Below are 25,799 nucleotides of genomic sequence, written 5' to 3'. Positions count from 1 at the left end.
GTGATTCGTTCCCGACCGGTTCGCCTGATCGTCGCTCTGCTCGCGAGCGCCCTTGTGCTGCCCGCGGTTCCGGCCCTGGCGTCGCGGGAGGTGAAGCTGGAGATCCTGTCCAGCCGCCCGGACAAGGTGACCGGCGGCGATGCGCTCGTGCACGTCGCCGTACCGGATGCCGACGAGCCTGTCCGGGTGACGCTGAACGGCCAGGACGTGTCGTCGGCGTTCACCGAGGACGGCACCGGTCTGACCGGACTGGTCGGGAACCTGCGACTCGGCTCGAACCTCCTCCGTGCCGAGACGGAAGGACGGCGTACGACGCTGGAGGTGCAGAACTATCCGCGGCAGGGGCCGGTGTTCTCGGGGCCGCACGAGCAGCCGTTCTTGTGTGAGACGGCCAAGTTCACGATCCCGGTGATCGGTGGGACGCTCGGCGCTCCGCTGGACGCGGACTGCACGGTCAAGCCGCGGGTCGACTACTTCTACCGGACCACCGCGGGCCAGTTCGTGAAGTGGCCGGCCGGCGCCACGTCGTACCCGGCGGATCTCGCGAAGACGGACTCTGGTGATCCGTTCATCGTGCGGATGGAGACGGGGAGTGCGAACCGGGCGGTCGTCCAGACGAGCATGCTGCACGACCCGTTGCGTTCGGCCGCGCCGACTCCGACGCGGCGTTCGCACAGCTGGAACGGCCGGGCGATCTTCACGCTCGGAGGTGGGTGCGCGGGCGGCTGGTACCGGTCGGGTACGACGACCGGCGGGGTGACGGACGCGTTCCTGCTCGGTCGCGGGTACGCGCTGATGTCGTCGTCGCTGAACGTGTTCGGCCAGAACTGCAACGACCTGACCGCGGCCGAGTCCGCGATGATGACGAAGGAACTGTTCGTCGAGCACTACGGGCGGCCGGACTTCACGGTCGGCTTCGGGTGCTCCGGCGGCTCGTACCAGGCGCATCAGATCACCGACAACTACCCGGGGATCTTCGACGGCATCATCGTCGGCTGCTCGTTCCCGGAGGTCGGGTTCGGCACGGTCTCGTTCATCAGCGACTCGTGGCTGCTCGACTCGTACTTCACCAGGTCGACGGTGCCGTGGACGCAGGAGCAGAAGCGTCAGGTCGCAGGTTTCCAGACGTACGCGACGCTGCCGAGTATGGCGGTGAGCGCCGGCCGGATCGACCCGCGGCTCAACTGTTCCCACCTGCCGGCGGAGCAGCGCTACGACCCCGCGACGAACCCACGGGGCGCGCGCTGCGACGTCTTCGATCACACGATCAACGCGTACGGCACGGACCCGTCGACCGGGTTCTCCCGGCGGCCGCTCGACAACGTCGGCGTGCAGTACGGGCTGAAGGTGCTGAAGTCCGGGGTGATCACGCCGGCCCAGTTCCTCGACCTCAACGAGCGGGTCGGCGGGTTCGACGCGGACGCCAACCTGGTGCCGTCCCGGACCGTGGCGGATCCGCAGGCCACGCGGACGGCGTACCGGACCGGGCGGCTGACGAACGGCGGGGGAGGGCTGAAGGACGTGCCGATCATCGACTACCGGGCGTACTACGACACCCAGTCGTACGGCGACATCCACGTCCGGTACCACACGTTCTCGATGCGCGCCCGGCTGCAGAAGGCGAACGGTACGGCGGCCAACCAGGTGAGCCTGCTCGAGGACGCGACGTACGGACTGTTCAGCACCGCGAGCCCACTGGTGCAGCACGCAGTTGACTCGATGGACAGTTGGCTGACTGTGTTGACCGCGGACACCACGTCGCGGCCTCGGATCGACAAGGTCGTGGCGGCGCGGCCGTCCGGGCTGGTCGAAGGGTGCCGTGCTCCGGAGGGCTTCGTCGCGCAGCCGTTGAACCGCGATCCGGCGTCGCGCTGCGAGAAGCTGTTCCCGTCCGCGTCGTTCCCGCGTGAGGTGGCCGGAGCGGGGGTGGCGGCGGACGTGATCAAGTGCAAGCTGCGGGAGCCGGTACGGTCGGAATACCCGGGGTTCACCGACGCGCAGTGGAGCCAGTTGCGGACGATCTTCCCAGGCGGCGTGTGCGACTGGTCGAAGCCGGGGATCGGGCAGCAGCCGTTGGCCGGGACGTGGATCAGCTTCCCAAGCTGAGAAATGCGCTGTGGTAATCTCGACCTCGCAGGCGCGGGTTCGAACCCGGTCGTAGGGCGCAGCGGCAGCAAGCCGAAAGGGCAAGGCCCACCTACTTCAATTCCGAAGAGGAGCGCCATGCCCAAGCTCGAAACCTACAAGAAGCAGGCGAAACTGCTCGTCCGCTGGCACCGCGGAGAAAATTTCTCGATCGGCGGTCGCATCCGACAGCTCGAGCGCTATCGCACGTTGTCCGACCGCGAAGCACTCGCGCTGAAGTTTCCGCTCACCGAAGCCCAAGAGATCATCGCCCTCGAAGCGGGCTTCGCCAACTGGGCCGAACTCAAGGCGAGCACGGAAGCGGCCCCGCCCACCAGCGAGCAGCCGGAGGCTCAGGACACGGCAGTCCTGAGCGCCAAACCGGTGCTGTACGTCGCCGACGTCGATGCCTCGGCGACGTTCTATCGGGACCAGCTCGGCTTCCGGATCGACTTCTTGCACGGCAACCCGCCGTTCTACGGATCGGTGTCGCGCGACGGCGCGACCTTGCACCTGAAGCACGTCGACAAGCCGGTGTTCGCGGTCGGTGCCGCCCAACGCGAGGAACTCATCATGGCGTTCGTCGAAGCGCCGAACGTCCGCGAGCTTTACACGGAGTACCAGGCCGCGGACGCCGAGATCGTGCAGAAGCTGACCAAACAAGCGTGGGGCGGCACCGACTTCATCGTGCGCGACCCGGACGGCAACGCGATCGCGTTCGTCGGCTAGGGCTATTTGGGGACTCCCAAGCCGAACCTGAAGGTGTGTTTCTGCGGTTGCAGGTCGTGCGGCGGCAGGATCGGCGCGCCGCTCGTCGGACTGCCGAGGCCGTGCTGCAGGGCATCCAGCGTGATCCAGACCCGGTCGCTCGGGCGCAGGTCCGCTGGGTGTTCGGCGGCGGCCAGGTCGGCTGTCGTCCAGCGCCGTACCGTCAGGGCGAAGTGTGGATCGCCGGTCAGCCGGAGCTTGCCGGCCGACCCGGAGAGCTCGGCCCAGCGGACCTCACCGCGGGCGCCGTTCTCCTGCGGGTACAGGTACGGCACCTGGAAGTCGTCGATCGTGCTTGTGTAGCGGCCGATCCGCGCTGCCGAGCGGGAGTCCGGGTATGCCTGCCCTGGCCCCAACCCGAACCACGTCAGGCCGTGAAAGCCCGCCGGGACGCCGAAAGTCACGCCGAGGCGAGCCCACGGGACCATCCACTCACCCAACGGCTCCACCTCGACCTCCGCCGTCAGCCGCCCGCCCTCGGTCCTCCAGGTGTACGTCGTCAGCACCCGAGCGTCCGTCGCCGCGGCCCCCACCATCGTCGCCACAACCAGCTCATCACCTGAGGCCTCGACGGACACGGTCCGGTACCGCAACCGATCCAGCCCGGCGTTCGCCCACCGGGTCTTCCGATCCAGCGTGGTGGCATCCCACGTCCGAGCATCATGCTGCGTAGGCGCCCGCCACAGTTCCAGCGGAACGTGCTCGATCGCCCACCCATGAACCGATACCAACCGCCCGGTCCGCCCATCAAACTGCCCCGGGCCTACGACCACGTGCCGTTTGAGGGGCTGACCCCCGAGGTGGAGCGCGGGCGCGGTGGGGACAGTGGTGAGGTTGGGCGGCGCGAGTTGGGTTTGGGTGAAGGTGAGCTCGTGGCCGGCCGGGGCCCAGGGGGTGTCCTGGGCGAGTACGGCGCGGATCGTCAGCCAGCGTTCGCGGTTCTGGAGTGCCGGGAGCTCGGGAAGTTTCACGGTCGCGGACTGACCTGCCGGGATCACCGGGAGGTCGAGGGGGCCGCGGGCAACTACCTCGCCCTCGTCGGCGACGTCCCAGTGGAGGGACAGGTGGGAGATGTCCAGCACGTCGTACCTGTTGGTGATCGTGAGGACGTCGCCGGCGACGGACAGGCGCACCGGCTCGTAGACCTTCTGGACCTCCTCGAGCACCGGCTGCGGCGTCAGGTCGGGGAAGACCAGGCCGTCGAGGACGTACGTACCGTCGTGCAGTTCCTCGCCAAAGTCACCGCCGTACCCGTAGGAGCCGTCCGCTCGCAGGATGCCGTGTTCCATCCACTCCCAGAGGAACCCGCCCTGGCAGCGTTCGTAGGTGTCGAACAACGTCTCGTACTCCGGCAACCCACCAGGACCGTTGCCCCCGGCATGCGAATACTCACACAGCACGAACGGCATCGAACGCCGCCGCGCATCCAGCACGGGATCCTCGAGCGGCTTCTCCGCGCGCTTCCCGATCGCCTCGACCTCGGCGTGCGACGCGTACATCCGGCTGTACACATCCACATCCGCACATGTCAGATCGCCCTCGTAGTGCAACGGCCGTGACGGATCCCGGTCCCGCGTCCACGCCGCCATCGCGGTCAGGTTCGACCCGACGCCGGCCTCGTTGCCCAGCGACCACATCACCACGCACGGGTGGTTCTTGTCCCGCTCGACCGTCCGCCGCATCCGGTCCAGCGACGCGTCCAGGAACCGCGGGTCGTCGGCCGGGTTCCCTTGCCAGTCGAGCAGCATGAACCCGTGCGACTCGTAGTCGCACTCGTCCATCACCCAGAACCCGAGCTCGTCGCACAACTCCAGCAGCCGGGTGTCCGGCGGGTAGTGGCTGGTCCGGATCGCGTTGATGTTGTGCCGCTTCATCACCAGCAGCTCTTCACGCAGCCGCTCAAGAGGTACGGCGCGACCGAACACGGGATCGTGCTCGTGCCGGTTCACCCCGTGGAACAGGATCCGCCGCCCGTTCACGCGCAGTACGCCGTCGACGATCTCCACCGTCCGGAACCCGATCCGCAGCGCGACCCGTTCACCCGGCAGCTCGACTACCGCGTCGTACAACCGCGGCACCTCGGCCGACCACGGCTCGACGCCTGGAATCGTCACCGTCTCCCCGCACGGCACCACCACGTCCAGCTCCGGGATCCGCACCACCGCACCCGGCGCCGACTCGACGCGGAGCACACCGGAGCCATCCAGGTAGTCGGCGTGTACGAAGACATCGGCGTCCACCGGCCGGGCGATCAGCGTGACGTCCCGGAAGATCCCCGGCAGCCACCACATGTCCTGGTCCTCGAGGTACGAACCGGACGACCACTGGTGCACCCGCACCGCGAGCACGTTCCGTCCCGGCCGCAGCACGCCGCCGACCGCGAACTCGGCCGGCAGGCGCGAACCGCGCGTCACCCCGAGCTCGACCCCGTTCAGCCAGACCCGCGCGCACGAGTCCACTCCGTCGAACCGCAGTACCGTCGAGCCACTCCACGACTCCGGCAGCTCGAAGGCCAGCCGATGGTCGCCGGTCGGGTTCTCGTCCGGCACGTACGGCGGGTCGACCGGAAACGGATACTTCTGGTTCGTGTACGCCGGGTGCCCGTGACCGTGCATGGGCCACGACGAAGGCACCGGCAACATGTCCCAGTCCGAGTCGTCGAAGTCCATGTCCTCGAACCCGGTCTCGCCCACTGATGGCGACAGCCGGAACCGCCACTGCCCGTTCAGACTGATTCGAGGCGCATCCGACCGAACGGCCGCCCGCGGCGGCAGGGCGCCGTACCCAGGACCCGGATCCTCCCAGTAGTTCACGTGTCCTCCTGGATCCACACGGTCATCGGCCCGACTTCGCGGTTCGCCCAGGCGTAGTAGGGGATCGCGGTCAAGGCGCCGTCGCGCGTCGGTACGTCGATCGTCGTGACGCCGCCGAGCAGGTCCGGCTGCTCGCGCTCGATCAGCTCGCCCGCCGCTACAGCCGCCGAATCGAGTACGACGTCTGCGTCCTGCTGCTCGAAGCAGTACACCAACGGGCCGCGCTCGATCGCGATGCAGCCACGCACCGAGTCGATCCGCTCGTCAGGCGTCGTACGGCGGGCCGCGACCGGCAACTCCAGTACGACCTCGTCACCGACCTCCCACACCCGCCGGAGCGGTCCCTCGAACCCGTTGACCGTCAGCCGATGAGTCTCCGCCCACGCCGGGATCCGCAGACCGAGAGTCCACGGCGTGTCCGGCGTCGAGGTGATCCGCACCCGGACAGTCCCGTGCCACGGGTACTCGGTCTCAACATCGAAGCCGATCGGACCGACGGTGACCGACGCCGGCGCATACAGCTGCACCTGCACCCCGTCGTCGTCCGAGGTAGCGACCAACTGATCCAGCGACGACAGCGTGCGCATCACGTTCGGAGGGCAGCACGCCGTACCGAACCAGGGCTGCCGTCCACCCACCGCGGACCGCTGATCATCGGCGAAGGCGTTGTTCCGCACCTTCAGCGTGTTCACGTAGAAGAACCGGTCACCTTCGAGCGCCACCCCGGAGATCACCGCGTTGTAGAGCGTCCGCTCGATCAGATCGGCGTACTTGCTCTCACCCGTCGCGAGCAGCAGTCGCCAGCTCCACTGCACGCTCGCGATTGCGGCACAGGTCTCGCAGTACGCCGCATCCGGCGGTAACTCGAATGGGTCGCCGAACGCCTCGCCGTACCATCTCGCACCGACGCCACCGGTCAGGTACGTCTGGCTCTCGACCATCGTCGACCACGTCGCCTGCAACGCGTCGAGCAGTTCGTCGTCACCGGTCTCCACCGCGACATCGGTCGCACCGGACGCGAGATAGAGCGCCCGGACCGCGTGCCCGGCGATCGTGCGGACCTCGCGCACCGGCAGGTGGTCCTGGAAGTACGCCGGACCGTGGTGACCCGGGGGAGTGAGCAGCCCGCGCCCGCGCGCCTCGACGAAGTACGACGCCAGCTCGAGGTACGCCGCCGTACCGGTCTCGCGGTAGAGCTCGACGAGCGCCATCTCGATCAGCGGATGCCCGTCGACGCCTTCCAGCCGTCCCGGACCGAACGTCTTGCACAGGTGATCGGCGAAGCGGCACGCCACGTCGAGCAAGGTGCGGTCCCCGGTCGCCCGCACCTGCGCCACGGCCGCCTGCAACAGGTGGCCCGCGCAGTACAGCTCGTGGCCCTTCTCCAGGTCGCCGTACCGCTGCCCGTCGAGTGCGAGCCGCGTGTAGGTGTTCAGGTACCCGTCGGGGTCCTGCGCTGCGGCGACCAGCGCGCTCGCAGCGGACTGCCGGCCGGCGAGGTCGTCTGACGGCTCACGGGCCTGCTCCCAGGCGACGGCTTCGAGCCACTTGTAGACATCGGTGTCGGCGAACAACTTCCCGGCGAAGCCGCCGTTCTGCTCGTCCGCGGCCCGGCGGAAGTTGCGGAGCGTGCCGACTTCTTCGAGGCGCTGAGCCGCGGCCGGGATGGTCCTCTCCCGGTTGATCCGCTGCCGCTCCGGCCAGAACCCGCCGGTGAGCGAGGTGGAGCCGAGGGGGAGTGAACGCAAAGGCATGGTGGCTAGACAACACCGTCGCGGACGTCGAGGCAAGACTTTGTGCAAACGATTGCGGCCACGAGAATCACTTCGTGCAAACGATTGCGGTTTTGTCGGTGTCACGCTCTTGACATCGGCTCGTAACCTCCGTGACCATGAGGGCCGGTCGTTCCATTCGGACGTGACTAGATATTCAGACTGCGCGGTTCAGCAGCCGCCCACCGCACCCGATTGCGAGGCATGGACGATGACCGAAACTCTTCCCGGCGAATCCCAAGGCTGGTCCAGGCGTGGATTCGTCGGAACCACTGCGGCCGCCATCGGTGTCGCGTCGCTGGGGATCACGCCGACGGCGAGCGCCAAGACCGTCAAGACGGCCGCCGGCGCGAACGTGAACGACGACCGGCTGCCGGCCTTCCCCGGTGCCGAGGGCGCCGGCAAGTGGGCCAAGGGCGGCCGCGGCGGCTCGGTGTACGAGGTGACCACGCTGGCCGATTCCGGACCCGGCTCGCTGCGCGAAGGCGTCTCCGGCTCCGACCGCACCATCGTGTTCCGGGTCTCCGGCACCATCAAGCTGGAGAGCCAGCTGCTGATCTCCGGTAACAACCTGACCATCGCCGGACAGACCGCGCCTGGTGGCGGCATCTGCCTGTCGGGTCACGGCACCGGGATCAAGGGCAGCGCCCACGACATCGTGATCCGCTACCTGCGGTTCCGGCTCGGCGACCTGTACGAGATCGCGGACGACTCGTTCAACACCAACGTGCCCGGCTCCGTCAGCCCGGAGATCCGCAACCTGATCATCGACCACTGCTCGTTCAGCTGGGCGGTCGACGAGTGCCTGTCGCCGTACGGGAACTACGACGTCACCGTCCAGTGGTGCATCGTCTCCGAGGGCCTGGCGCTGTCGGCGCACCCGAAGAACCGGCACGGGTACGGCGGGATCTGGGGTGGCGAGCGGAACACGTACCACCACAACCTGGTCGCCCATCAGGGCGGACGGCAGCCGCGCTTCGGCTACACCGAGGGCATCAACCTCGAGGTCGACCACTACAACAACGTGATCTTCGACCACGGGTACACGTCGATCTACGGCGGTGAGTGGGCCAACGGCATCAACATCATGAACAACTTCTACAAGCCGGGCCCGACCACGCTCGACGAGGTCGCACCGGTCGTGGTGAGCGCGAACCGCGGCGGCCAGTGGTACGTCGCCGGCAACCAGGTCGACGGCCACCCGGACGTCACCGCGCACAACCGCCGCGGCATCCGCTACCCGATCGGCGGGATCGTCGAGCTGGCCGAGCCGCAGCCGATCCCGGGCCGCGGCGACCTGCAGTCGGCGAGCAAGGCGTACGAGGCGGTGCTGGCCGGAGCCGGCGCGATCCTGCCGAAGCGCGACGCCGCCGACGCCCGCGTCGTCGAGGAGGTCCGCAACGGCACCGGCCGGCTGATCAACTCGCAGAAGCAGGTCGGCGGCTACCCGGAGCTCGTCCAGACCGAGGCGCCGGTGGACTCCGACCACGACGGCATCCCGGACTGGTGGGAGAAGGCCAACGGCCTCGACCCGAACGACCCGTCGGACGCGCAGAAGATCGCCCCGAACGGCTACACCTACCTGGAGAACTACCTGAACTCGCTGGTCCCGGACCCGGTCGGCAACCCAGCCGTGCGGATCACCAGCCCGGCGCAGAACACGCCGGTCGCCGGTCGCACCGCGCCGACCGTGACGATCAAGGCCGACGCGTCCGCCGCGAAGGGCGGGCAGCTCGCCAAGGTCGAGTTCTTCAGCGGTGACCAGGTGATCGGCACCGCGACGCAGGCGCCGTACCAGGTCCAGTGGAAGAACGTTGCCGACGGCTCCTACTGGATCACCGCGCGGGCCACCGACAAGAACGGCGCTGCGACCCAGTCGACCGCCGTCCAGGTCCACGTCAACCGGCAGACCGGTACGACGGGTTGGACCTCGGCGTCGATCGGGAAGCCGCCGGTGCCGGGTTCCGGCAGCCTCGACGGCGGAGTGCTGACGATCAAGGGGTCCGGCCGGATCTACGGGCGGACGAGCAACTTCCACTACGTGTACCGCAAGCTCCAGGTCGGCGGCGCGGGTGCGGTCTCGCAGATCACCGCGCGGCTGGACCAGATCAGCAAGATCGCCAACGGACTCACCGCGGGCCTGATGATCCGCGACTCGCTGGACCCGACCGCGCCGTACATGTACGGCGGTATCGGCTTCGGCGTCGCGGGCGGGTACGGCACGGTCAACGACAACGCGAGCGCCGCGCCGACCGCCACCGACGACGGCGGCATGAAGGCGCAGGCGATCCGGATCCAGACCGACGGGTCGGTGCCGAGTGTCGGCCCGTGGCCGTGGGACGACAGCTACCTGGACCCCACGAAGGTGTACTGGCTGCGGCTGCTCCGACGCGAGCGTCCGCAGGCCCGGGAGGTCGAGTTCGAGGCCTTCATCTCCACGGATCAGGTCAAGTGGGACCGCTTCGGCTACGAAAAGATCATGATGCCGAGCCGGACCTTCTACATCGGTTTCGCGATCGACGGCGGCCGGGTCGACAACGCCCTGGTCGACTACGGGACCGCGCAGTTCAGCAACATCACGCTCGAGCAGCAGTGAGGTAGAAGACCATGTCTAAAAGATCAGAACCCGTGATCGACCGGCGCAGGCTGCTGCAGGGCGGCCTCGGCCTCCTGGCCGTGGCGACCATCCCTGGGTGCGGCTTCTTCGACACCAAACCGGCCGGCTCCGGCGCGCAGGTCGCGGCAGCCGGCGAGAAGGAGTCGCCGATGCTGAAAGCCCTGGTGGACAAGGGCTCCCTGCCCCCGCTGGCGGACCGGTTGCCGAAGAACCCGCCGGTGATCAAGCCCCTCGCGGGCAAGGCGCAGTACGGCGGAACCTGGCGGTCGGCGATGCTGACCCAGGAGGACACCCAGTGGCTGTGGTACGCGATGCGCTACGAGCCGCTGCTGCGCTGGAAGCCCGACAAGGTCGGCAAGCCCGGGTACGACGAGATCGAGGCGAACGTCGCCGAGTACACGGTCGATGCCGAGAGCAAGGTCTACACCTTCACGTTGCGCGAGGGCCTGAAGTGGTCCGACGGCAAGCCGTGTACGGCCGACGACATGCTGTTCACGATCCTCGAGGTGCAGTGTGACGAAGGCCTGCACCCGGACGGTCTGTACGACGCGTTCACGTCGCCCGACACCGGGAAGATCGCGAAGATCGAGAAGGTCGACGCGCGGACCGTCAAGCTGACCTACACGTCGCCGCAGCCGTCGCTGCTGGTCCAGATCGCCGACGCGATCTTCGAGCGTGAAGGCGCCTACGGGATGCTGCTGCCGAAGCACTACTTCCAGCAGTTCCACCTGAAGTACAACAAGAACGCGAACGCGCTGGCGAAGAAGGCCGGCGTCGGCAGCTGGACCGATCTGTTCGCGCAGAAGCAGAACCCGTGGACGAACGCGGAGCAGCCGACGCTGGCGCCGTGGAAGGTGACCACACCACTCGGCAAGGGCTCCGCGGTCACCCTGACCCGGAACCCGTACTACTGGAAGGTCGACGACGCCGGCCGGCAGTTGCCGTACATCGACAACTGCCGCGTCGAGGTCGTCCAGGACGCGCAGGTCGAGCTGCTCAAGGTGATGAACGGCGAGTTCGGCATGCAGTACCGGAACTTCGGTACGCCGCAGAACAAGCCGGTCGTCGCGTCGAACCGGGACAAGGGCGGCTACAAGATCTTCGAGGTGCCGACCCAGCTGACCAACACGATGGTCCTCGGCCTCAACATGACGCACAAGGACCCGGTCAAGCGGGCGCTGTTCTCGAACAAGGAGTTCCGGGCCGGCCTCTCGCTCGCGATCAACCGCAAGGAGGTCATCGACGCGGTGTACGCCGGCCAGGGTGAGCCCTGGCAGGGCGCGCCGCCGAAGGACTCGCCGTACTACAACGAGCAGCTGGCCACGCAGTTCCTGGACTTCGACGCAGCGAAGGCGAACCAGCACCTGGACGCGGCCGGGCTGACGAAGAAGTCGCCGGCCGGCAAGCGGCTCGGCGCGGACGGGAAGCCGGTGTCGGTCGCCGTACTGGTGAGCGAGTCGTTCCCGGACCACGTCGAGGCGATCGAGTTCATCAAGAAGCGGTGGGCCGCGGTCGGGATCGAGCTGCGCACCCAGGCGGTCAGCGAGGACCTCTACAAGGAACGGGTCAAGGGCAACGATCACGACGCCGGGACCTGGACCTGCGGCACGTTCGTCCTGCCGACCGGCACCGGCGGCGACCACTACTGGGTGCCGACCAACGACGGCAGCGCGCGGTACGGGATCGGCTGGGCGCAGTGGTACCAGTCGAAGGGCGAGGAGGGCATCAAGCCGCCGGCCGAGGTACAGAAGCAGATGGAGCTGTTCACCCAGGCGCGGCAGGAGCCGGACCCGGCGAAGACGCTCGAGCTCGGCAAGCAGATCCTGCAGATCGCGGCCGACCAGTTCTACTACATCGGCGTCAGCTCGGTGCCGAACACGTACGGCGTCGTGAAGAACGACTTCCACAACGTGCCGGAGAAGATGAGCGAGTCGGTCGCCCCGGGCATCGTCCACCCCGAGCAGTTCGCGATCGGGCAGTAATGCTGCGATTCGTGGCCCGGCGGCTGGTCTGGATGGGCATCACGCTGGCGGCGATCTCGTTCGTCACCTTCGTGGTCATCAAGCTGCCGCCGGGCGACTACACCACCACGGTGATCGCGAACGCGGAGGCCCGGGGACAGGACATCCCGGACTCGCAGATCGCCGAGCTGAAGCGGCACTACGGGCTCGACAAGCCGTTCCTGGTGCAGTATTTCACCTGGATCAAGGGCGTGGTGCTGCACGGCGACCTCGGCCAGTCGTTCGCCTGGAACCAGTCGGTCGCCAGCCTGATCGGCAACCGGGTGCTGCTCTCGATGGTGCTGTCGATCGCGAGTCTGCTGTTCGTCTGGTCGATCGCGTTCCCGATCGGCATCTACAGCGCGCTGCGGCAGTACTCGGGCGGCGACTACGTGGCGTCCTTCCTCGGTTTCATCGGGATGGCCGTCCCGGAGTTCATGCTCGCGCTGGTGATGATGTACATCGGGTTCCGGTACTTCGGCCAGAGCGTCGGCGGACTGTTCTCACCGGAGTACGCCGACGCGGCCTGGAACCTGGGCAAGCTGCTCGACCTGATCTCCCATCTGTGGATCCCGATCGTGGTGGTCGGGGTCGCCGGTACGGCTGGACTGATCAGGATCACCCGGGCCAACCTGCTCGACGAGCTGCACAAGCCGTACGTCGCGACCGCCCGCGCGAAGGGCCTGCCGGAGTGGAAGCTGCTCCTCAAGTACCCGGTCCGGATGTCGCTCAGCCCGTTCTTCAGCACAGTCGGCTGGCTGCTGCCGGGTCTGATCAGCGGCGAGACGATCGTGTCGGTCGTGATGAGCCTGCCGACCAGCGGCCCGCTGCTGCTCGGCGCGGTGAAGAGTCAGGACATGTACCTGGTCGGCAGCTTCGTGCTGATCCTCAGCACGCTGACGGTGATCGGCACGATGCTCAGCGACCTCGCACTGGCCTGGTGGGATCCGCGGATCCGCGCCCGGTTCCAGAAGGGATAGATCTGAATGGTCCAGCAGACCGAGGCGATCGCCCCCGATACGCAGCACGAGGCCCCGCAAGAGGTCGTGAAGAGCCTGCGCGACCACGGCGCCCTGCCGCAGTGGCGGCTGATGTGGCGGCAGTTCCGTCGGCACCGGCTGGCGCTGATCGGGTTGATCGTCCTGATCCCGATCTACTTCATCGCGGTCTTCGCCGGCTTCTTCGCGCCGGCCAACGCCGACACCGCACACACCGCGCTGCCGTACGCCCCGCCGCAGCGGGTGCACATCTCGGCCGAGCACGGGATGTTCGTGTACGGGTACTCGTCCACGCGGAACCAGGAGACGTTCGAGCAGACCTTCACCGTCGACAAGTCGAAGATCGTCGACGTCGGGTGGTTCGTGCGCGGCGACCAGTACTCGATCCTGGGTCCGATCAAGTCGAACATCCACCTGATCGGCCCGACGAAGGCCGGTGAGGCGTTCTTCCTGGTCGGCGCCGACCAGTCCGGGCGGGACCTGCTGTCCCGGCTGATCCACGGCGCCCGGGTGTCGTTGTCGATCGGTCTCGTCGGCGTGTTCGCGAGCTTCCTGCTCGGCATGCTGATCGGCGGCATCTCCGGCTACGTGGGCGGCCGGGTCGACAACATCATCCAGCGGATCATCGAGTTCATCATGTCGGTCCCGACGTTGCCGCTGTGGATGGCGTTGTCGGCGGCGCTGCCCGGTAGCTGGGGACCGTTGGCCAGGTACTTCGCGATCACGGTGATCCTGTCGCTGATCGGCTGGACCGGACTGGCGCGGGACGTCCGCGGCCGGTTCCTCAGCCTGCGCGAGGAGGACTTCGTGATGGCGGCCCGGCTCGACGGCGTCGGGCGGACCGGGATCATCTTCGGTCACATGGTGCCGTCGTTCGCCAGCCACATCATCGCGTCGATCTCGATGGCGGTGCCGCGGATGATCCTCGCCGAGACCAGCCTGTCGTTCCTCGGCCTCGGCCTGCAGCCGCCCGCGGTCAGTTGGGGTGTGCTGCTCGAGGGCGCGCAGAACATCCGCGCGGTCGCCACCGCCCCGTGGCTGCTGACCCCGGGCCTCGCGGTCGTGGTCGTCGTACTCGCCATGAACTTCGTCGGCGACGGTCTCCGCGACGCCGCGGATCCCTACAAGTGAGGACCTGACATGCAACCTCTTCTCGAAGTTCGCGAGCTCAGGACCCACTTCGAGCTCGGTGACGGCGTGGTCAAGGCCGTCGACGGCGTCAGCCTGTCGGTGCCCCGTGGCCGCACGCTGGCCGTGGTCGGTGAGTCCGGCTGCGGCAAGAGCGTGACCGCGCGGTCGATCCTGCGGCTGGTGGAGAAGCCGGCCCGGATCGTCGGCGGCCAGGTGCTGCTGTACGACGAATCGGACGGCGCTTCCGGCAAGGAACCGCTCGACCTGCTGGCCGCGAAGGACAAGCGGCTGCGGCAGGTCCGGTGGGCCGATATCGCGATGGTGTTCCAGGAGCCGATGGCGTCGCTGAGCCTGGTGCACACGATCGGCGACCAGATCATCGAGGCGGTCCGGCTGCACGAGAACGTCGGCAAGCAGGCAGCCCGCGACCGCGCGATCGAGATGCTCGACCGGGTCGGGATCCCGGACCCGAAGCGCCGCGTCGACTCGTACCCGTTTCAGCTCAGCGGCGGCATGCGGCAACGCGCGATGATCGCGATGGCGCTGTCCTGCCGTCCGCGGCTCCTGATCGCGGACGAGCCGACGACCGCGCTCGACGTCACCACGCAGGCGCAGATCCTCGACCTGCTGCAGGATCTCCAGCAGGAGTTCGGGATGGCGATCATGCTGATCACGCACGACCTCGGGGTCGCGGCGCAGGTCGCCGACGAGGTCGCGGTCATGTACCTCGGCGAAGTGGTCGAGCAAGGGCCCGCGTCCGCCGTACTGAGCAGTCCGAAGCATCCGTACACGCAGGCGCTGGTGCGGTCGGTGCCGCGGTTGGGTCTGCGCGGGAAGGACCGGCTGGTCGCCGTACGGGGAACCGTGCCGCCGCCGTACGAGCGTCCGTCCGGATGCCGTTTTCATCCGCGGTGCGACTCGTTCATGGCGGGGAAGTGCGACGTGACGGTGCCTGTCCGGGTGCGGAGCGACGAGATCGATGTCGCCTGCCTGCTGTACGGCGAGGAGGAGCAGCGATGAACCTGCTGGAAACCAAGGGCCTGACCATGCACTTTCCGTTGCACGGTGGGTTTCTCGGGCGGAACCGCGGCTTCGTGAAGGCGGTCGACGGTGTCGACCTGTCGATCAAGGCCGGCCGGACGCTCGGCTTGGTGGGCGAGTCGGGCTGCGGCAAGACGACGCTCGGCCGCTGCATCGTCCGCGCGTACGAGCCGACCTCGGGCAGCATCATGTTCGACGGCGTCGACCTGGCGCCGCTGAGCGAGAAGCAGCTGAAGCCGTACCGCGCGCAGGTCCGGCTGATCTTCCAGGACCCGCACTCGTCGCTCGACCCGCGCAAGACGCTGCGCGACATCATCGCCGAGCCGCTGCGCGTCCAGGAGTCGGGTTCGCGCGACGAGATCGACGACAAGGTCGCCGCGCTGCTGCGCCGCGTCGGGCTGCGCGCGGAGTACGCGCACCGCTACCCGCACGCGTTCAGCGGCGGCGAGCGGCAGCGCGTCGTGATCGCGCGGGCGCTCGCCACCGAGCCGCGGCTGGTGGTCGCGGACGAAGCGGTCAGCGCGCTCGACGTCTCGGTCCGGGCCCAGATCCTCAACCTGCTGCGCGATCTGCAGGAGGAGTCCGGCCTCACCTACCTGTTCGTGTCCCACGACCTCGGCATCGTCGAGCACGTCGCCGACGACGTCGCGGTGATGTACGTCGGCAAACTCGTCGAGAGCGCGTCGACCGAAGAGCTCTACTCCAAGCCCCTGCACCCGTACACCGAGGCGCTGCTCAGCGCCGTACCGGATCCCGACCCCGCGTCCCGCGGGCAACGCGAGCGGATCAAGCTGCTCGGCGAGATCGCGGATCCGTCCAAGGTGCCGGCCGGCTGCCCGTTCCATCCCCGGTGCGGGTACGCCGAAGCCCGGTGTGCCTCCGAAGTCCCGCAGTTGCGCGAGATCGGTGGCCGCAAAGTCGCGTGCCACCTTGCCGAGCAGCTGGATCTGAAGGGTGTCCTCACGGCCACCACCGCCCCGTAAGAGAGGTCTTCTCATGTCCGAAGGAAACATGTCCCGTCGTGGACTGTTACGCAATGGCGCTCTGATCGGTGGACTCGCCGCATTCGGCGGTGCCCTGCAGACGTCCCCCGCGGCCGCCAGTTCGACCAGTGCGATCCCGCGCGCGGCTGCACAGTCCACGGCCGGTGTCGTGGACATCCCGAACAAGTACAACGTGCCGTTCTCGGTCGCCGACGACGAGCTGTTCGTGTTCGCCGCCAACTTCAAGCCGTTCGAGCTCGGCGGCAACGACGACGGCCGCGAGGCGCACCGGTACTTCGACGCCGTGTTCGGCGACGCCATCCGGGCCAAGTTCCCGAACATGAAGGTGAAGTACGCGACCTGGGACTACCCGATCCGGTACGAGGACATCGCCAAGGCCGGCCGGGTGCCGGACCTGATCCTGGAGGACCCGCGGCTGCGGATCGACCGGGACCTCGAGCCGCTCGGCTGGACCCAGGACATCACGGCGCTGCTGCAGGGCGCCGGCATCGACCTGACCACGCTGAACGTCGGCTCGGTCGAGCAGGTCAAGTCCCGCTCCGACGGCGGCCTGTACGGCGTCCCGCTGTGGATCGACGAGAGCCTGCTGTTCTACAACAAGCTGATCTTCGACAAGTTCGGCGTACGGTACCCGACCGCGGGCTCGACGTACGACGACGTCTACAAGCTGGCCCAGAAGCTCACCCGGCAGGTCGGGATCGACCACTACAAGGGCTACATGCAGCACCCGGACAACTACCTCGCGATGAACCAGCTCGGGCTCTACCCGTTCGTGCCCGGTTCGAGCGAGCAGCCGGCGCCCGAGGACGTCAAGGTCAACCTGACGAGCTCGGAGTGGAAGACGGTCGCGAACAACCTGCACCGGTTCCTGATGATCCCGCGGAACAACTTCACCACGGTGGACGACTTCTTCAAGGGCGACATGAGCTTCCCCGGCCACCTCGCGATGGCCGTGAACAACCTGTCGAAGCTGAACGCGTACGCGCTCAGCTCCTACTACGTCGAGGAGGACGACGCCGAGCAGTTCGCCGAGTGGGCCAAGAGCGTGAAGATCGGCGTCACCTCGATGCCGGTGCTGTCCCGCGGCTCGAAGACGATCTACCAGCCGGACACCCGCGCGGCGTTCATCCCGCCGCAGTCGAAGCTCCAGGACCAGGCGCTGGACGTGGTCAAGTACCTGGTGTCGGAGGAGATGCAGACCCGCATCTCGTCGTACGGCATGAAGGCGGTGCTGAAGACCGACGCGGTCGTGAACGCGTTCGGTACGGCGATCCCGGAGCTCGCGGCCGTCGACACGTCGGCCGTGTACTGGGGCGAGAACGCGGTGATCAAGAACTACCAGAACACCGAGTACTGGGACATCCCGCTGTACAAGGTGTTCCGGCAGCACGTCCTCAAGGACGGCATGGACGTCAACTCGTCGCTGCTGGTCACCGAGACGCAGGACATCCCCGACTACATCAAGGCGCAGGTCGCCCGCGGACTCACATGGTGAACGACCCCAGGTTCGACGGCCGCATCCGAGAGGGTGCGGCCCTCCTGCCCACCATCCATCCGGGCGACAGCCACGCCGCGACGCTGGTCGAGACGGCGAACGGCGACCTGCTGTGCGCCTGGTTCAACGGCCCGGGGGAGGGCGAGCCGGACACCAACATCGTCCTGTCCCGCCTCCCCGCCGGCACCGACACCTGGCTTGAACCGGTGCAGCTGTCCTCGGACGCACGCCGCTCCGAACAGAACCCTCTGTTGTTTGTCACTCCGGAGGATGATGTCTGGTTGCTGCATACGTCCAACGAGCCGCATGACCAGTCCACCTCGCGCGTGATCCGGCGGGTCTCGTCCGACGGCGGGCTCTCGTGGGAGCGGAGCGAGGTCCTGTTCGACCACCTCGGTTCGTTCATCCGGAACCCGGTTGCTGTGTTGAGCAACGGTGATTGGTTGCTACCGGCGTACGACTGCGACAAGACCGCCGAGCGCACCGTGATTCGGTTGAGCACCGACCGAGGCGAATCGTGGTCGGTGATCGAGCTGCCGGACGCGGTCGGCCAGGTGCAGATGAGCGTGGTCGAGCTGTCGCCGGGCGAGCTCGTGGGGTATTTCCGCAGCCGCGCCGCCGACCGCATCTACCGGTCGGTGTCGAAGGACAACGGCCGGACCTGGACCTCGCCGGAGCGCACCGCTCTGCCGAACAACAACTCGGCGGTCCAGGTGCTCCGGCTGGACGACGGCCGGCTCGTCATGGTGTTCAACGACTCGTCGGCGGAGCGCGACCAGTTCCGCTGGGTCGACGACGGCAAGGGCGGCGTACGCCGGAAGACCCTGCGGACCCCGCTCACGCTGGCGCTGTCCGAGGACGACGGCGCCACCTGGCCGTACTGGCGGAACCTGCAGGTGCAGGACGAGGAGTACCGCGAGAACGAGTTCGGCTACTCGTACCCGACGTTGCTGCAGACGCGCGACGGGCGGCTGCACGTCGCGTACTCGTACCTGCGCAAGACCATCAAGCACGTGATCCTGGCGCCCGAGTGGATCCAGGCAGGAGACCGATTGCCATGAGTATCGAGAAGTGGGGCCTGCACGAGCTCACCCTGTCCGGGCCTGCTGAGGGAAATCCATTCGCTGTGGACTTCCAGGTCACGTACCAGTTCCGGAACCGGATGGTGACCGTCGACGGCTTCTACGACGGCGACGGCACGTACCGGGCACGGTTCTCGCCGGACCGGGAGGGGGAGTGGTTGTACATCACGTCCAGCTCCGCGCCCGAGCTCGACGGGCAGCGCGGGACCTTCGTGTGCACCCCGCCGGGGCCCGGCAACCACGGTCCGGTCGACGTACTCGGCAGGCACCACTTCTCGTACGCCGACGGCACGCGGTACGACTGCATCGGTACGACGTGTTACCACTGGACGTACGAGTCGAAAGAGCTCCAGGAGCTGACCCTGGAGTCGTTGCGCTCGGCACCGTTCGACAAGGTGCGGATGTGTCTGCTCCCCACGGACGGGATGCGCCCCGACCGCACGCCGTTCGCCGGAACGACACCCGGTTCTGTCGACGTGGATCGGTACGACCCCGTGTTCTTCCAGGAGTTCGAGGCACGGGTGGCGGACCTGCTGGCCCTGGGCGTCCAGGCGGACCTGATCCTGTTCCATCCGTACGACCGCGGTGTGTGGGGGTTCGACCGCATGACGCCGGCGCAGGACGCGGCGTACCTGCGGTACGTCGTCGCGCGGCTGGCGGCGTACCGGAACGTGTGGTGGTCGCTGTCGAACGAGTACGACTTCAACCACGAGAAGACGATCGCGGACTGGGACCGGCTGCTGCAGCTGGTGCAGCGGTACGACCCGTACCAGCGGCTGCGGTCGATCCACAACGGGACCAAGATGTACGAGGTCTTCACGCCGTACGACTTCGGCAAGCCGTGGATCACCCACCAGAGCGTGCAGCACTGGGACGGCGCCGAGGTCGCCGCCTGGCGCGACTGCCCGAAACCGGTCGTGATCGACGAGATCGGCTACGAGGGCAACGCCGGCCGCCGTTGGGGGAACCTGACGGCGGACGAGATGGTGCACCGGTTCTGGCAGGGCATGGCGCTCGGCGGGTACGTCGGGCACGGCGAGTCGTTCGTCGACCGGGAGACTCGCGCGTGGATCTCGATCGGCGGCCGGCTGTACGGCGACAGTCCGGAGCGGATCGACTTCCTCCGGGCCGTGTTCGCCGGGCTGCCGCGGCAGTCGGACGGTGAGGTCGACGCGGACCGCTGCGTCCTGCACTACCTCGGCGACCGCCAGCCCTCCGCTGTCGAGCTGGACCTCCCGGACGGTTCGCCCTTCCACTTCGACCTGATCGACACGCGGGCGATGACCATCACCCCGCTGGCCGAGTACTCCGGCCCGAGCCACATCCCACTGCCCGCCACCCCGTACCTCGCCCTGAGAGGGACCCGATGACGTCAGTAGCACGCTGGGACGTGCTCGAACTACCTGTGCCTGGTCCGACCGGCGTGCTGTTCCACCACACGTCCGGCGCCACCGCGTACGCCGAACCGTTCCAGTCGGGTGACGGCTGGCTCGTCCGCTACAGCCCTTCTCTGGAAGGCACTTGGTCGTACGACGGTGGGACTCTGGAGTGCACACCTGCAACCTCACGCGGTCCTGTCCGTCGCTCCGGCACCACACTGCGCTGGGCGGACGGCACGCCGTACCACCCCCTCACGACGGCCTGGTTCGGCGACCCGCACCAGTGGGCCGCCGCCCGTCCGGCGCTCGCGGCCTCGCCGTTCAACCGCGTCCGGTTGCGGCTGTCCGACGGCATCGAGGAGCAGGTCCGTGACCTGCTGGCCGCAGACATCGTCGCCGACATCGTCCTGCCGCCTGACTCGTCTGTTGTCCGTACTTTTGTGAACCGGCTGTCCGGCTACAGGAACGTCACCTGGTGTCTGGAGTCGGCTGACAAGTCGCGGGAGCTGGCTGAGCTGATCGCCGAGCTCGACTCCAGCCACCACCTGATCTCGATGCATGAGGCAACCGACCCGGGACCGCCCTGGTTGACCCACCTGAGCATCCGCCTGGAGAACCTCCGTGGTGTGTCGGCACTGCGCCTGGCCTACGCCAAGCCTGTCTTCGTCGACGCGTGTGGTCACGAAGGGAACGGCACGACCCCCGACACCAGCCTCCGCCCTGAGGAGATGCTGACCCGCATCTGGGAAGGGACGGTTCGCGGGGCGTACGTGACGCACGGCGAGTGGTACGTCGACCCGTCGTCCGTGAGCACGGTGCCGTGGTCAGACGGGGGCAGCCGCCCCACTGGTGTCGTCGTGCAACGGTTGCGACTGTTGCGGGAGGTGTTGGACGAGCTACCCGACGGCGTGGAGCCGATCGACGACTACCGCGATGCGCCGACGCTCGCGGTCCCCGGCTCGTACTACCTCCAATACCTCGGCGAACACCAGTTCCCCGACCGCACCTTCTCCCTACCGGAAGGCGAATACGACGTCGAAGTACTGGACGTCTGGAACCACGCAGTACGCCGTACTCGCGAGAGCGTCGCTGGTGCCGGCACATTGACGGTTCGGCTGCCCGGAACGCAGTACCAGGCCATCCAGATCCGCCGGACGTCCTGATGCCCGCCCTGACGTCTGGACCGCGCCAGGCCTCGCTGCGTCGTACACCAGACGGCGTGGTGCTGGAGCTCGGCCAGGTCGACGGTCCGGCCTACCTGGAACGCCCCCTGGGCGATCTCCTCACCTGCTCGGCCGGTCGCCCCTGGCAACCCAGCCCGCTGGCGTCTCCCGATGGGTGGTGGATCTCGCGGCGGCCGGGGGAGCACAGGGCGGGCTGCCGGACCGGACCGCTCGCGGTCGAGGTGCGGTTGGCGTTCGGCGACAGCGACCGGCTGGACCTCGAGCTCCGGTGGCGCAACACGAGCAAGCGCCGCGTCGCCGACCTCGCTGTCGGGTTGCTGCTCGACCTCGGCCGGGTGAAGGACAGCCAGCTCACCGTCCCCGGTCTGATCTACAACGACAACCCGTCCGCCGACCCGGCCCGCGCCGTACCTCGCATCGGCCCGACCCCCGGCGGCGGCTTCGTCGCCGAGGAGGACCGGCTGCCGATCCCCGGCATCAACCTCGAATGGCGCGAGGGTCGCGAACGCCGCTGGCTGTCCGTCTTCTCCCGCCCACAAGCCCGCCGCTCTGGCGACGGCCAGGTCCGGTACGGCTCGCTCGGCGCGATCCGGCAGGACGGTCCGGTGATCGCGGCACTCAGCGGCGTACTGATGTTCGACGGCAAGCAGGATGTCCGGTACGTCAGCAAGGCCGAGACCGAGGCGACCGACGACGGGTACCTCACACTGCGCCCCGGTGAGGTCTACACGCAGCACCTCGTCCTCGATTGGGGACCACAGAACCTCCGCGGCCACGCCTTCCGGAACCTCGTTGAGAGTGCCCGCGCACTCTTCACCGCCGCTGGTGCGGACGGGCTGGCTCTCGACGAGCTCATCACCTTGAAGACCGTTGCACTAGACAACCGGTGGTATCAGTCCGGGACGGTCGCCGGGTACACGAAGTTCAGCGACATCCCCGGCAATGGGCCGCGCAAGCTTCGGCACTTCCTGTACGGCTGGACCGGTCAGGCGCTGAAGCTCGCGTGGTGTGACGCGCAGGTCGGCTTCAACACGCGGGACCGCTTGCGCATCGACCGCTGTCGCGCGGCCGTCGAGTTCTACCTGGCCGGCAGCCCGACACCAACCCCCGGCCTGCGCCACAACGCGTACCAGGTCAGCACCCGCCGCTGGACCAGCTTCCGCGCCGGCAACCGCCCTATGGTGTCCAGCCGCGCGTACGGCGAGACAATCAGCGACCTTGCCGACGTCATCACGCTCTTCCGCGACCACGAGGAACCCGTCCCGCCCTCGTGGCTCGACGCCCTCGAGGAAGCCATAGCTTTCCTCCGCGGTGCCGCTCAGTTGGCTGATGGGACCTTTCCGGTGGGGTGGCGGCTCGACGGCACCCCGGCTGCGACGACGGTCTCCGCGGCGGGCATCCCGTGCGTGCTGGCTGCTCTGAAGGCGTCGTCGGTCCTCGCCTCCACCGAGCTGTTGGCGGAGGCAACCACCTGGCTGTCCCGGTACCACGACCAACACGCGCGGACCTTCGACCGCCCGTTCTCCCGCTCCACCCTGGACGCGGCCTGCGAGGACAAAGAAGCCGGCATGTACTACTTCATGGCCGCCCACGAACTCTTCCGCCGCACCGGCGACCCGCTCTACGCCACCTGGTGCGAAGTGGCCGCTGACTGGCTCCTCACCTGGGTGTACGTCTGGTCCCCGGAACAGGACGAGGACTCACCTCTCCACACCGCAGGCTTCAACGCGATCGGCTGGCCGACCGTCAGCGTCCAGAACCATCACCTGGATACGTTCTTCCCGACGTACGAACTCCTCTCCTTCGGCCTGACCACCAACAACCCGTCGTATGTGAGCGCCGCCCGAACCACCCTCCAGGCGTTGACCCAAGGCGTCGCCACCGCCCCGAACGACTGGAACTTTCCCCTCCCCGGCGAACAAGGCGAAGCCGTCTTCCAAACCCACTGGCAACGCCGAGGCCACACCAACACCTGGAACCCCAGCTGGGTGATCGCCGTCCCCTTGGCCAACGCCCTCCGAGTCCAGTCGCTCGAGCCGGCCGATGCCTGATCACCTGATCACCAGGTACGGCGCCCGCACCGACGTCGATTGCACTGCGGCGATTGCGCGGGCGATCGATGCGTGTGCGCTCACCGGCGGGCGTGTCGTCGTACCCGACGGTGAATTCGTCACCGGGCCGATCCGGCTGCGCAGCAACGTCGAACTCCATCTGTCCGCCGGCGCGACGCTCCGGTTCCACACCGACTCGTCGGCGTACCCGATCGTCCGCACCCGCTGGCAAGGAATCGAGTGCTTCAGCCACTCACCTCTCATCTACGCGTACGACGAAGCAGACATCGCGATCACCGGCACCGGAACCCTCGACGGCGGCGCGAGCACCGACAACTGGTGGAGCAATACCCGCCCGCGCACCGACTGGGAACGTCTACTCCGCATGGTCGAAGCCGACGTACCCGTCGAGGACCGCATCTTCGAACCCGGTCACGGCTTCCGCCCGAGCTTCATCCAGCCGCACACCTCCCGTCGTGTCCGCATCGAAGACGTACGCATCGTGAACGCCCCGATGTGGGTAGTACACCCGGTCTTCTGCACCGACGTACTCGTCCGCGGCATCACCGTCGACTCCCTCGGCCCGAACAACGACGGCTGCAACCCCGACTCCTGCGAGAACGTCGTCATCACCGGCTGCTCGTTCACCACCGGCGACGACTGCATCGCCATCAAGTCCGGCCGCGACGCCGACGGCCGCCGCGTCGGCCGCCCGTCCCGCAACATCCTCATCGAGTCCTGCCGCTTCACCGCCGGCCACGGAGCCCTGACGATCGGCAGCGAAGCCTCCGCCGGAGCATCCAACATCCACGCCCGAGACCTCCACATCACCAACCCCGGGGTTGACCATGCGCTGCGGATCAAGACGAATTCCTCGCGTGGCGGCGTGATCGAGAACGTCACCGTCGAGAACGTCGTCGTCGACGCCGTCACCACCTCCGCGGTCCTGATCACCACCCGGCACGCGGAACCGGAACAGTTCGGCGGCCACGCGCCCGTCGTACGCGACATCACCGTCACCAACCTCGCCGTACGCTCAGCGCCCCGAACCGTCGAGATCCACGACACTCCCCAGGCACCGGTCGAATCCTTCACCCTGACCACCTCTGAAACTCCGTGAACAGATCGACCTCGCCCAACTGCCCCGGCTTCAACAACACTTCCAAACCATCAAGAGCCGACACCGCAGAAGTCACCCGACACAGATGCACCCCCGGCGAGATCGGCACCGGAGACCCAGCGAGCTCGAGCGCACTGACCTCGAGCCGCCGCAACACCTGACCAGACGTATCCCCGCCGGCCACAACAACCCGCCGTACCGCCAGAGGCGCAGTCACGCTCCGAACGACATCCGCCAGAGCAAACGGCACCTGCTCGAGTTCGTTGGGACCTAGCTCATTCGTGTGTACGACGACGCCATCAGCACCCGACGAGAAGGCGTCCACCGCCCGCGCCGACGCCTTCTCGTCGAGCGGCAGAACCGTCCATCCGGCAACCCGCGCATGCTCGATCTGCTCGGCAGTACGCCGCGACTGACTACCCGACACCACCAACACCGGCCCACCCACACCTGACTGTCGCGAGCCAACAGCCCCACCACCGGGCCGAAGCGCCAGCCCCAACGCCCGTGACAACCCACCCGACCCAATCGCAAACCTGACCTCGCCCACGGGCGCGTCCCGCAGGATCACACTCCCGAGCATCCGCAGATCCTCATCCGTCAACGCATCAAGCACCACCGCCCCAACCCCACCGCGCACAACAGGAAAGTGGGCGGTGAGGTTCTGGTAGGTGGTCAGGTGGAGGGCTGTTAGGGGGAGGGCGGTTTGGTGGGAGAGGTGGTCTCGGAGGTCGGATTCGTGCATGGGGGTGGAGGGGTGGGTGGACATGGTGGGCTGGCGGTCGAGGCGGTGGATCGTGCCGGCTTCGGCGGCGAAGTGGTGGCTGAAGACGGTGTAGCGGCCTAGTTCCGGTTGTGCGATGAGGATGGGGACGATCGCGGGACCGCAGACCTCGCGCCCGATCTCCAGCGCGCGCCCGATACTCCCGCGGGTGGGTGAGGAGTCGGCGGTCGAACACACCTTGTACTGCAGTACGCGCGGCCCAAGATCCCGCAACGCTTCCAGCACCGGACGCAGCTCGACCTCCTGTTCGTCCGGCGGCAGCGATCGTGCGAGCCCGGCGATCCCGATCACGTCGTACCGCTCGGCCAGCTCCCGCAACTCAGGTGCCGACGGCAACGTCACCAGCAACACCGCCCGCAACCCGACCCGCGCGAACTGCACCATCGCATCCGTCGACCCGGTGAAGTCGTCCCCATAAAACGCCGCCTCAACCATG

General features: G+C 67.7%; 17 protein-coding genes. 14 read left to right on the top strand and 3 right to left on the bottom strand.

The annotated features are described in order from the left end of the window. Complete coding sequence (locus OHB24_RS42470; protein WP_327636655.1) at positions 1-2,106, top strand: DUF6351 family protein; 2,106 nt, start codon at positions 1-3, stop codon at positions 2,104-2,106. 117 nt (positions 2,107-2,223) lie between these two features. After that, positions 2,224-2,853: a glyoxalase superfamily protein gene (locus OHB24_RS42465; protein WP_327636654.1), complete on the top strand. Its 630-nt coding sequence runs from the start codon at positions 2,224-2,226 to the stop codon at positions 2,851-2,853. Positions 2,854-2,855: 2 nt separating this feature from the next. Here the strand turns inward: OHB24_RS42465 and OHB24_RS42460 are convergent, their stop codons facing one another. Together OHB24_RS42460 and OHB24_RS42455 are read right to left on the bottom strand one after the other, a co-directional pair. Beyond that, positions 2,856-5,705, bottom strand: a complete 2,850-nt coding sequence (locus tag OHB24_RS42460; protein ID WP_327636653.1) for a glycoside hydrolase family 2 TIM barrel-domain containing protein — start codon at positions 5,703-5,705, stop codon at positions 2,856-2,858. Further along, on the bottom strand, positions 5,702-7,459 hold the full coding sequence (locus tag OHB24_RS42455; protein ID WP_327636652.1) for a glycoside hydrolase family 127 protein: 1,758 nt from the start codon (positions 7,457-7,459) through the stop codon (positions 5,702-5,704). The genes OHB24_RS42460 and OHB24_RS42455 overlap by 4 nt, the downstream gene beginning before the upstream one ends. Positions 7,460-7,688: 229 nt before the next feature. Between OHB24_RS42455 and OHB24_RS42450 the strand changes: the two genes are divergently transcribed. Genes OHB24_RS42450 through OHB24_RS42395 form a run of 12 tightly spaced genes read left to right on the top strand, consistent with a single transcriptional unit; the run spans position 7,689 to position 24,579 of the window. Further along, on the top strand, positions 7,689-10,073 hold the full coding sequence (locus OHB24_RS42450) for an Ig-like domain-containing protein (protein WP_327636651.1): 2,385 nt from the start codon (positions 7,689-7,691) through the stop codon (positions 10,071-10,073). An 11-nt stretch (positions 10,074-10,084) separates the two neighbouring features. After that, entirely contained in the window at positions 10,085-12,076 is a 1,992-nt protein-coding gene (locus OHB24_RS42445; protein ID WP_327636650.1) for an ABC transporter substrate-binding protein, read from the top strand. Then, positions 12,076-13,074: an ABC transporter permease gene (locus tag OHB24_RS42440; protein WP_327636649.1), complete on the top strand. Its 999-nt coding sequence runs from the start codon at positions 12,076-12,078 to the stop codon at positions 13,072-13,074. Before OHB24_RS42445 ends, OHB24_RS42440 begins: the two co-directional genes overlap by 1 nt. A 6-nt stretch (positions 13,075-13,080) precedes the next feature. Continuing rightward, positions 13,081-14,223, top strand: coding sequence for an ABC transporter permease (locus OHB24_RS42435; RefSeq protein ID WP_327636648.1), 1,143 nt, complete (start codon positions 13,081-13,083; stop codon positions 14,221-14,223). Positions 14,224-14,232: 9 nt separating this feature from the next. Next, entirely contained in the window at positions 14,233-15,243 is a 1,011-nt protein-coding gene (locus OHB24_RS42430; RefSeq protein WP_327636647.1) for an ABC transporter ATP-binding protein, read from the top strand. Next, on the top strand, positions 15,240-16,247 hold the full coding sequence (locus OHB24_RS42425; RefSeq protein ID WP_327636646.1) for an ABC transporter ATP-binding protein: 1,008 nt from the start codon (positions 15,240-15,242) through the stop codon (positions 16,245-16,247). The genes OHB24_RS42430 and OHB24_RS42425 overlap by 4 nt, the downstream gene beginning before the upstream one ends. 13 nt (positions 16,248-16,260) lie before the next feature. Then, positions 16,261-17,763 carry an ABC transporter substrate-binding protein gene (locus tag OHB24_RS42420; protein WP_327636645.1) on the top strand — a complete coding sequence of 501 codons (1,503 nt, stop codon included), beginning with the start codon at positions 16,261-16,263 and terminating at the stop codon, positions 17,761-17,763. Then, positions 17,760-18,824, top strand: coding sequence for a sialidase family protein (locus tag OHB24_RS42415; RefSeq protein WP_327636644.1), 1,065 nt, complete (start codon positions 17,760-17,762; stop codon positions 18,822-18,824). Before OHB24_RS42420 ends, OHB24_RS42415 begins: the two co-directional genes overlap by 4 nt. Beyond that, the gene (locus OHB24_RS42410; RefSeq protein WP_327636643.1) at positions 18,821-20,215 is read left to right on the top strand and encodes a DUF5060 domain-containing protein; all 1,395 of its coding nucleotides are present in this window, start codon (positions 18,821-18,823) and stop codon (positions 20,213-20,215) included. The genes OHB24_RS42415 and OHB24_RS42410 overlap by 4 nt, the downstream gene beginning before the upstream one ends. Beyond that, positions 20,212-21,387: a DUF5605 domain-containing protein gene (locus OHB24_RS42405; RefSeq protein ID WP_327636642.1), complete on the top strand. Its 1,176-nt coding sequence runs from the start codon at positions 20,212-20,214 to the stop codon at positions 21,385-21,387. The genes OHB24_RS42410 and OHB24_RS42405 overlap by 4 nt, the downstream gene beginning before the upstream one ends. After that, a complete protein-coding gene (locus OHB24_RS42400; RefSeq protein WP_327636641.1) occupies positions 21,387-23,459 on the top strand; it encodes a hypothetical protein in 2,073 nt (690 codons plus the stop codon). The genes OHB24_RS42405 and OHB24_RS42400 overlap by 1 nt, the downstream gene beginning before the upstream one ends. Continuing rightward, on the top strand, positions 23,452-24,579 hold the full coding sequence (locus OHB24_RS42395; protein ID WP_327636640.1) for a glycoside hydrolase family 28 protein: 1,128 nt from the start codon (positions 23,452-23,454) through the stop codon (positions 24,577-24,579). Before OHB24_RS42400 ends, OHB24_RS42395 begins: the two co-directional genes overlap by 8 nt. Here OHB24_RS42395 and OHB24_RS42390 read toward each other — a convergent pair. After that, positions 24,551-25,798: a four-carbon acid sugar kinase family protein gene (locus tag OHB24_RS42390; protein ID WP_327636639.1), complete on the bottom strand. Its 1,248-nt coding sequence runs from the start codon at positions 25,796-25,798 to the stop codon at positions 24,551-24,553. The genes OHB24_RS42395 and OHB24_RS42390 overlap by 29 nt on opposite strands. Between the last annotated feature and the right edge of the window lies 1 nt (position 25,799).

Source organism: Kribbella sp. NBC_00482 (assembly GCF_036013725.1).
GTDB lineage: Bacteria > Actinomycetota > Actinomycetes > Propionibacteriales > Kribbellaceae > Kribbella.
Note: the sequence above shows the minus strand (reverse complement) of the source record. Positions and strands in the feature narration are given on the sequence as shown.

Excerpts from the sequence above, each read along its gene's own strand:
- OHB24_RS42465 (WP_327636654.1), top strand. The coding sequence starts at position 2,224 with ATGCCCAAGCTCGAAACCTACAAGAAGCAGGCGAAACTGCTCGTCCGC.
- OHB24_RS42455 (WP_327636652.1), bottom strand. The coding sequence starts at position 7,459 with ATGCCTTTGCGTTCACTCCCCCTCGGCTCCACCTCGCTCACCGGCGGG.
- OHB24_RS42450 (WP_327636651.1), top strand. The coding sequence starts at position 7,689 with ATGACCGAAACTCTTCCCGGCGAATCCCAAGGCTGGTCCAGGCGTGGA.
- OHB24_RS42445 (WP_327636650.1), top strand. The coding sequence starts at position 10,085 with ATGTCTAAAAGATCAGAACCCGTGATCGACCGGCGCAGGCTGCTGCAG.
- OHB24_RS42440 (WP_327636649.1), top strand. The coding sequence starts at position 12,076 with ATGCTGCGATTCGTGGCCCGGCGGCTGGTCTGGATGGGCATCACGCTG.
- OHB24_RS42435 (WP_327636648.1), top strand. The coding sequence starts at position 13,081 with ATGGTCCAGCAGACCGAGGCGATCGCCCCCGATACGCAGCACGAGGCC.
- OHB24_RS42430 (WP_327636647.1), top strand. The coding sequence starts at position 14,233 with ATGCAACCTCTTCTCGAAGTTCGCGAGCTCAGGACCCACTTCGAGCTC.
- OHB24_RS42425 (WP_327636646.1), top strand. The coding sequence starts at position 15,240 with ATGAACCTGCTGGAAACCAAGGGCCTGACCATGCACTTTCCGTTGCAC.
- OHB24_RS42420 (WP_327636645.1), top strand. The coding sequence starts at position 16,261 with ATGTCCGAAGGAAACATGTCCCGTCGTGGACTGTTACGCAATGGCGCT.
- OHB24_RS42410 (WP_327636643.1), top strand. The coding sequence starts at position 18,821 with ATGAGTATCGAGAAGTGGGGCCTGCACGAGCTCACCCTGTCCGGGCCT.
- OHB24_RS42405 (WP_327636642.1), top strand. The coding sequence starts at position 20,212 with ATGACGTCAGTAGCACGCTGGGACGTGCTCGAACTACCTGTGCCTGGT.
- OHB24_RS42400 (WP_327636641.1), top strand. The coding sequence starts at position 21,387 with ATGCCCGCCCTGACGTCTGGACCGCGCCAGGCCTCGCTGCGTCGTACA.
- OHB24_RS42395 (WP_327636640.1), top strand. The coding sequence starts at position 23,452 with ATGCCTGATCACCTGATCACCAGGTACGGCGCCCGCACCGACGTCGAT.
- OHB24_RS42390 (WP_327636639.1), bottom strand. The coding sequence starts at position 25,798 with ATGGTTGAGGCGGCGTTTTATGGGGACGACTTCACCGGGTCGACGGAT.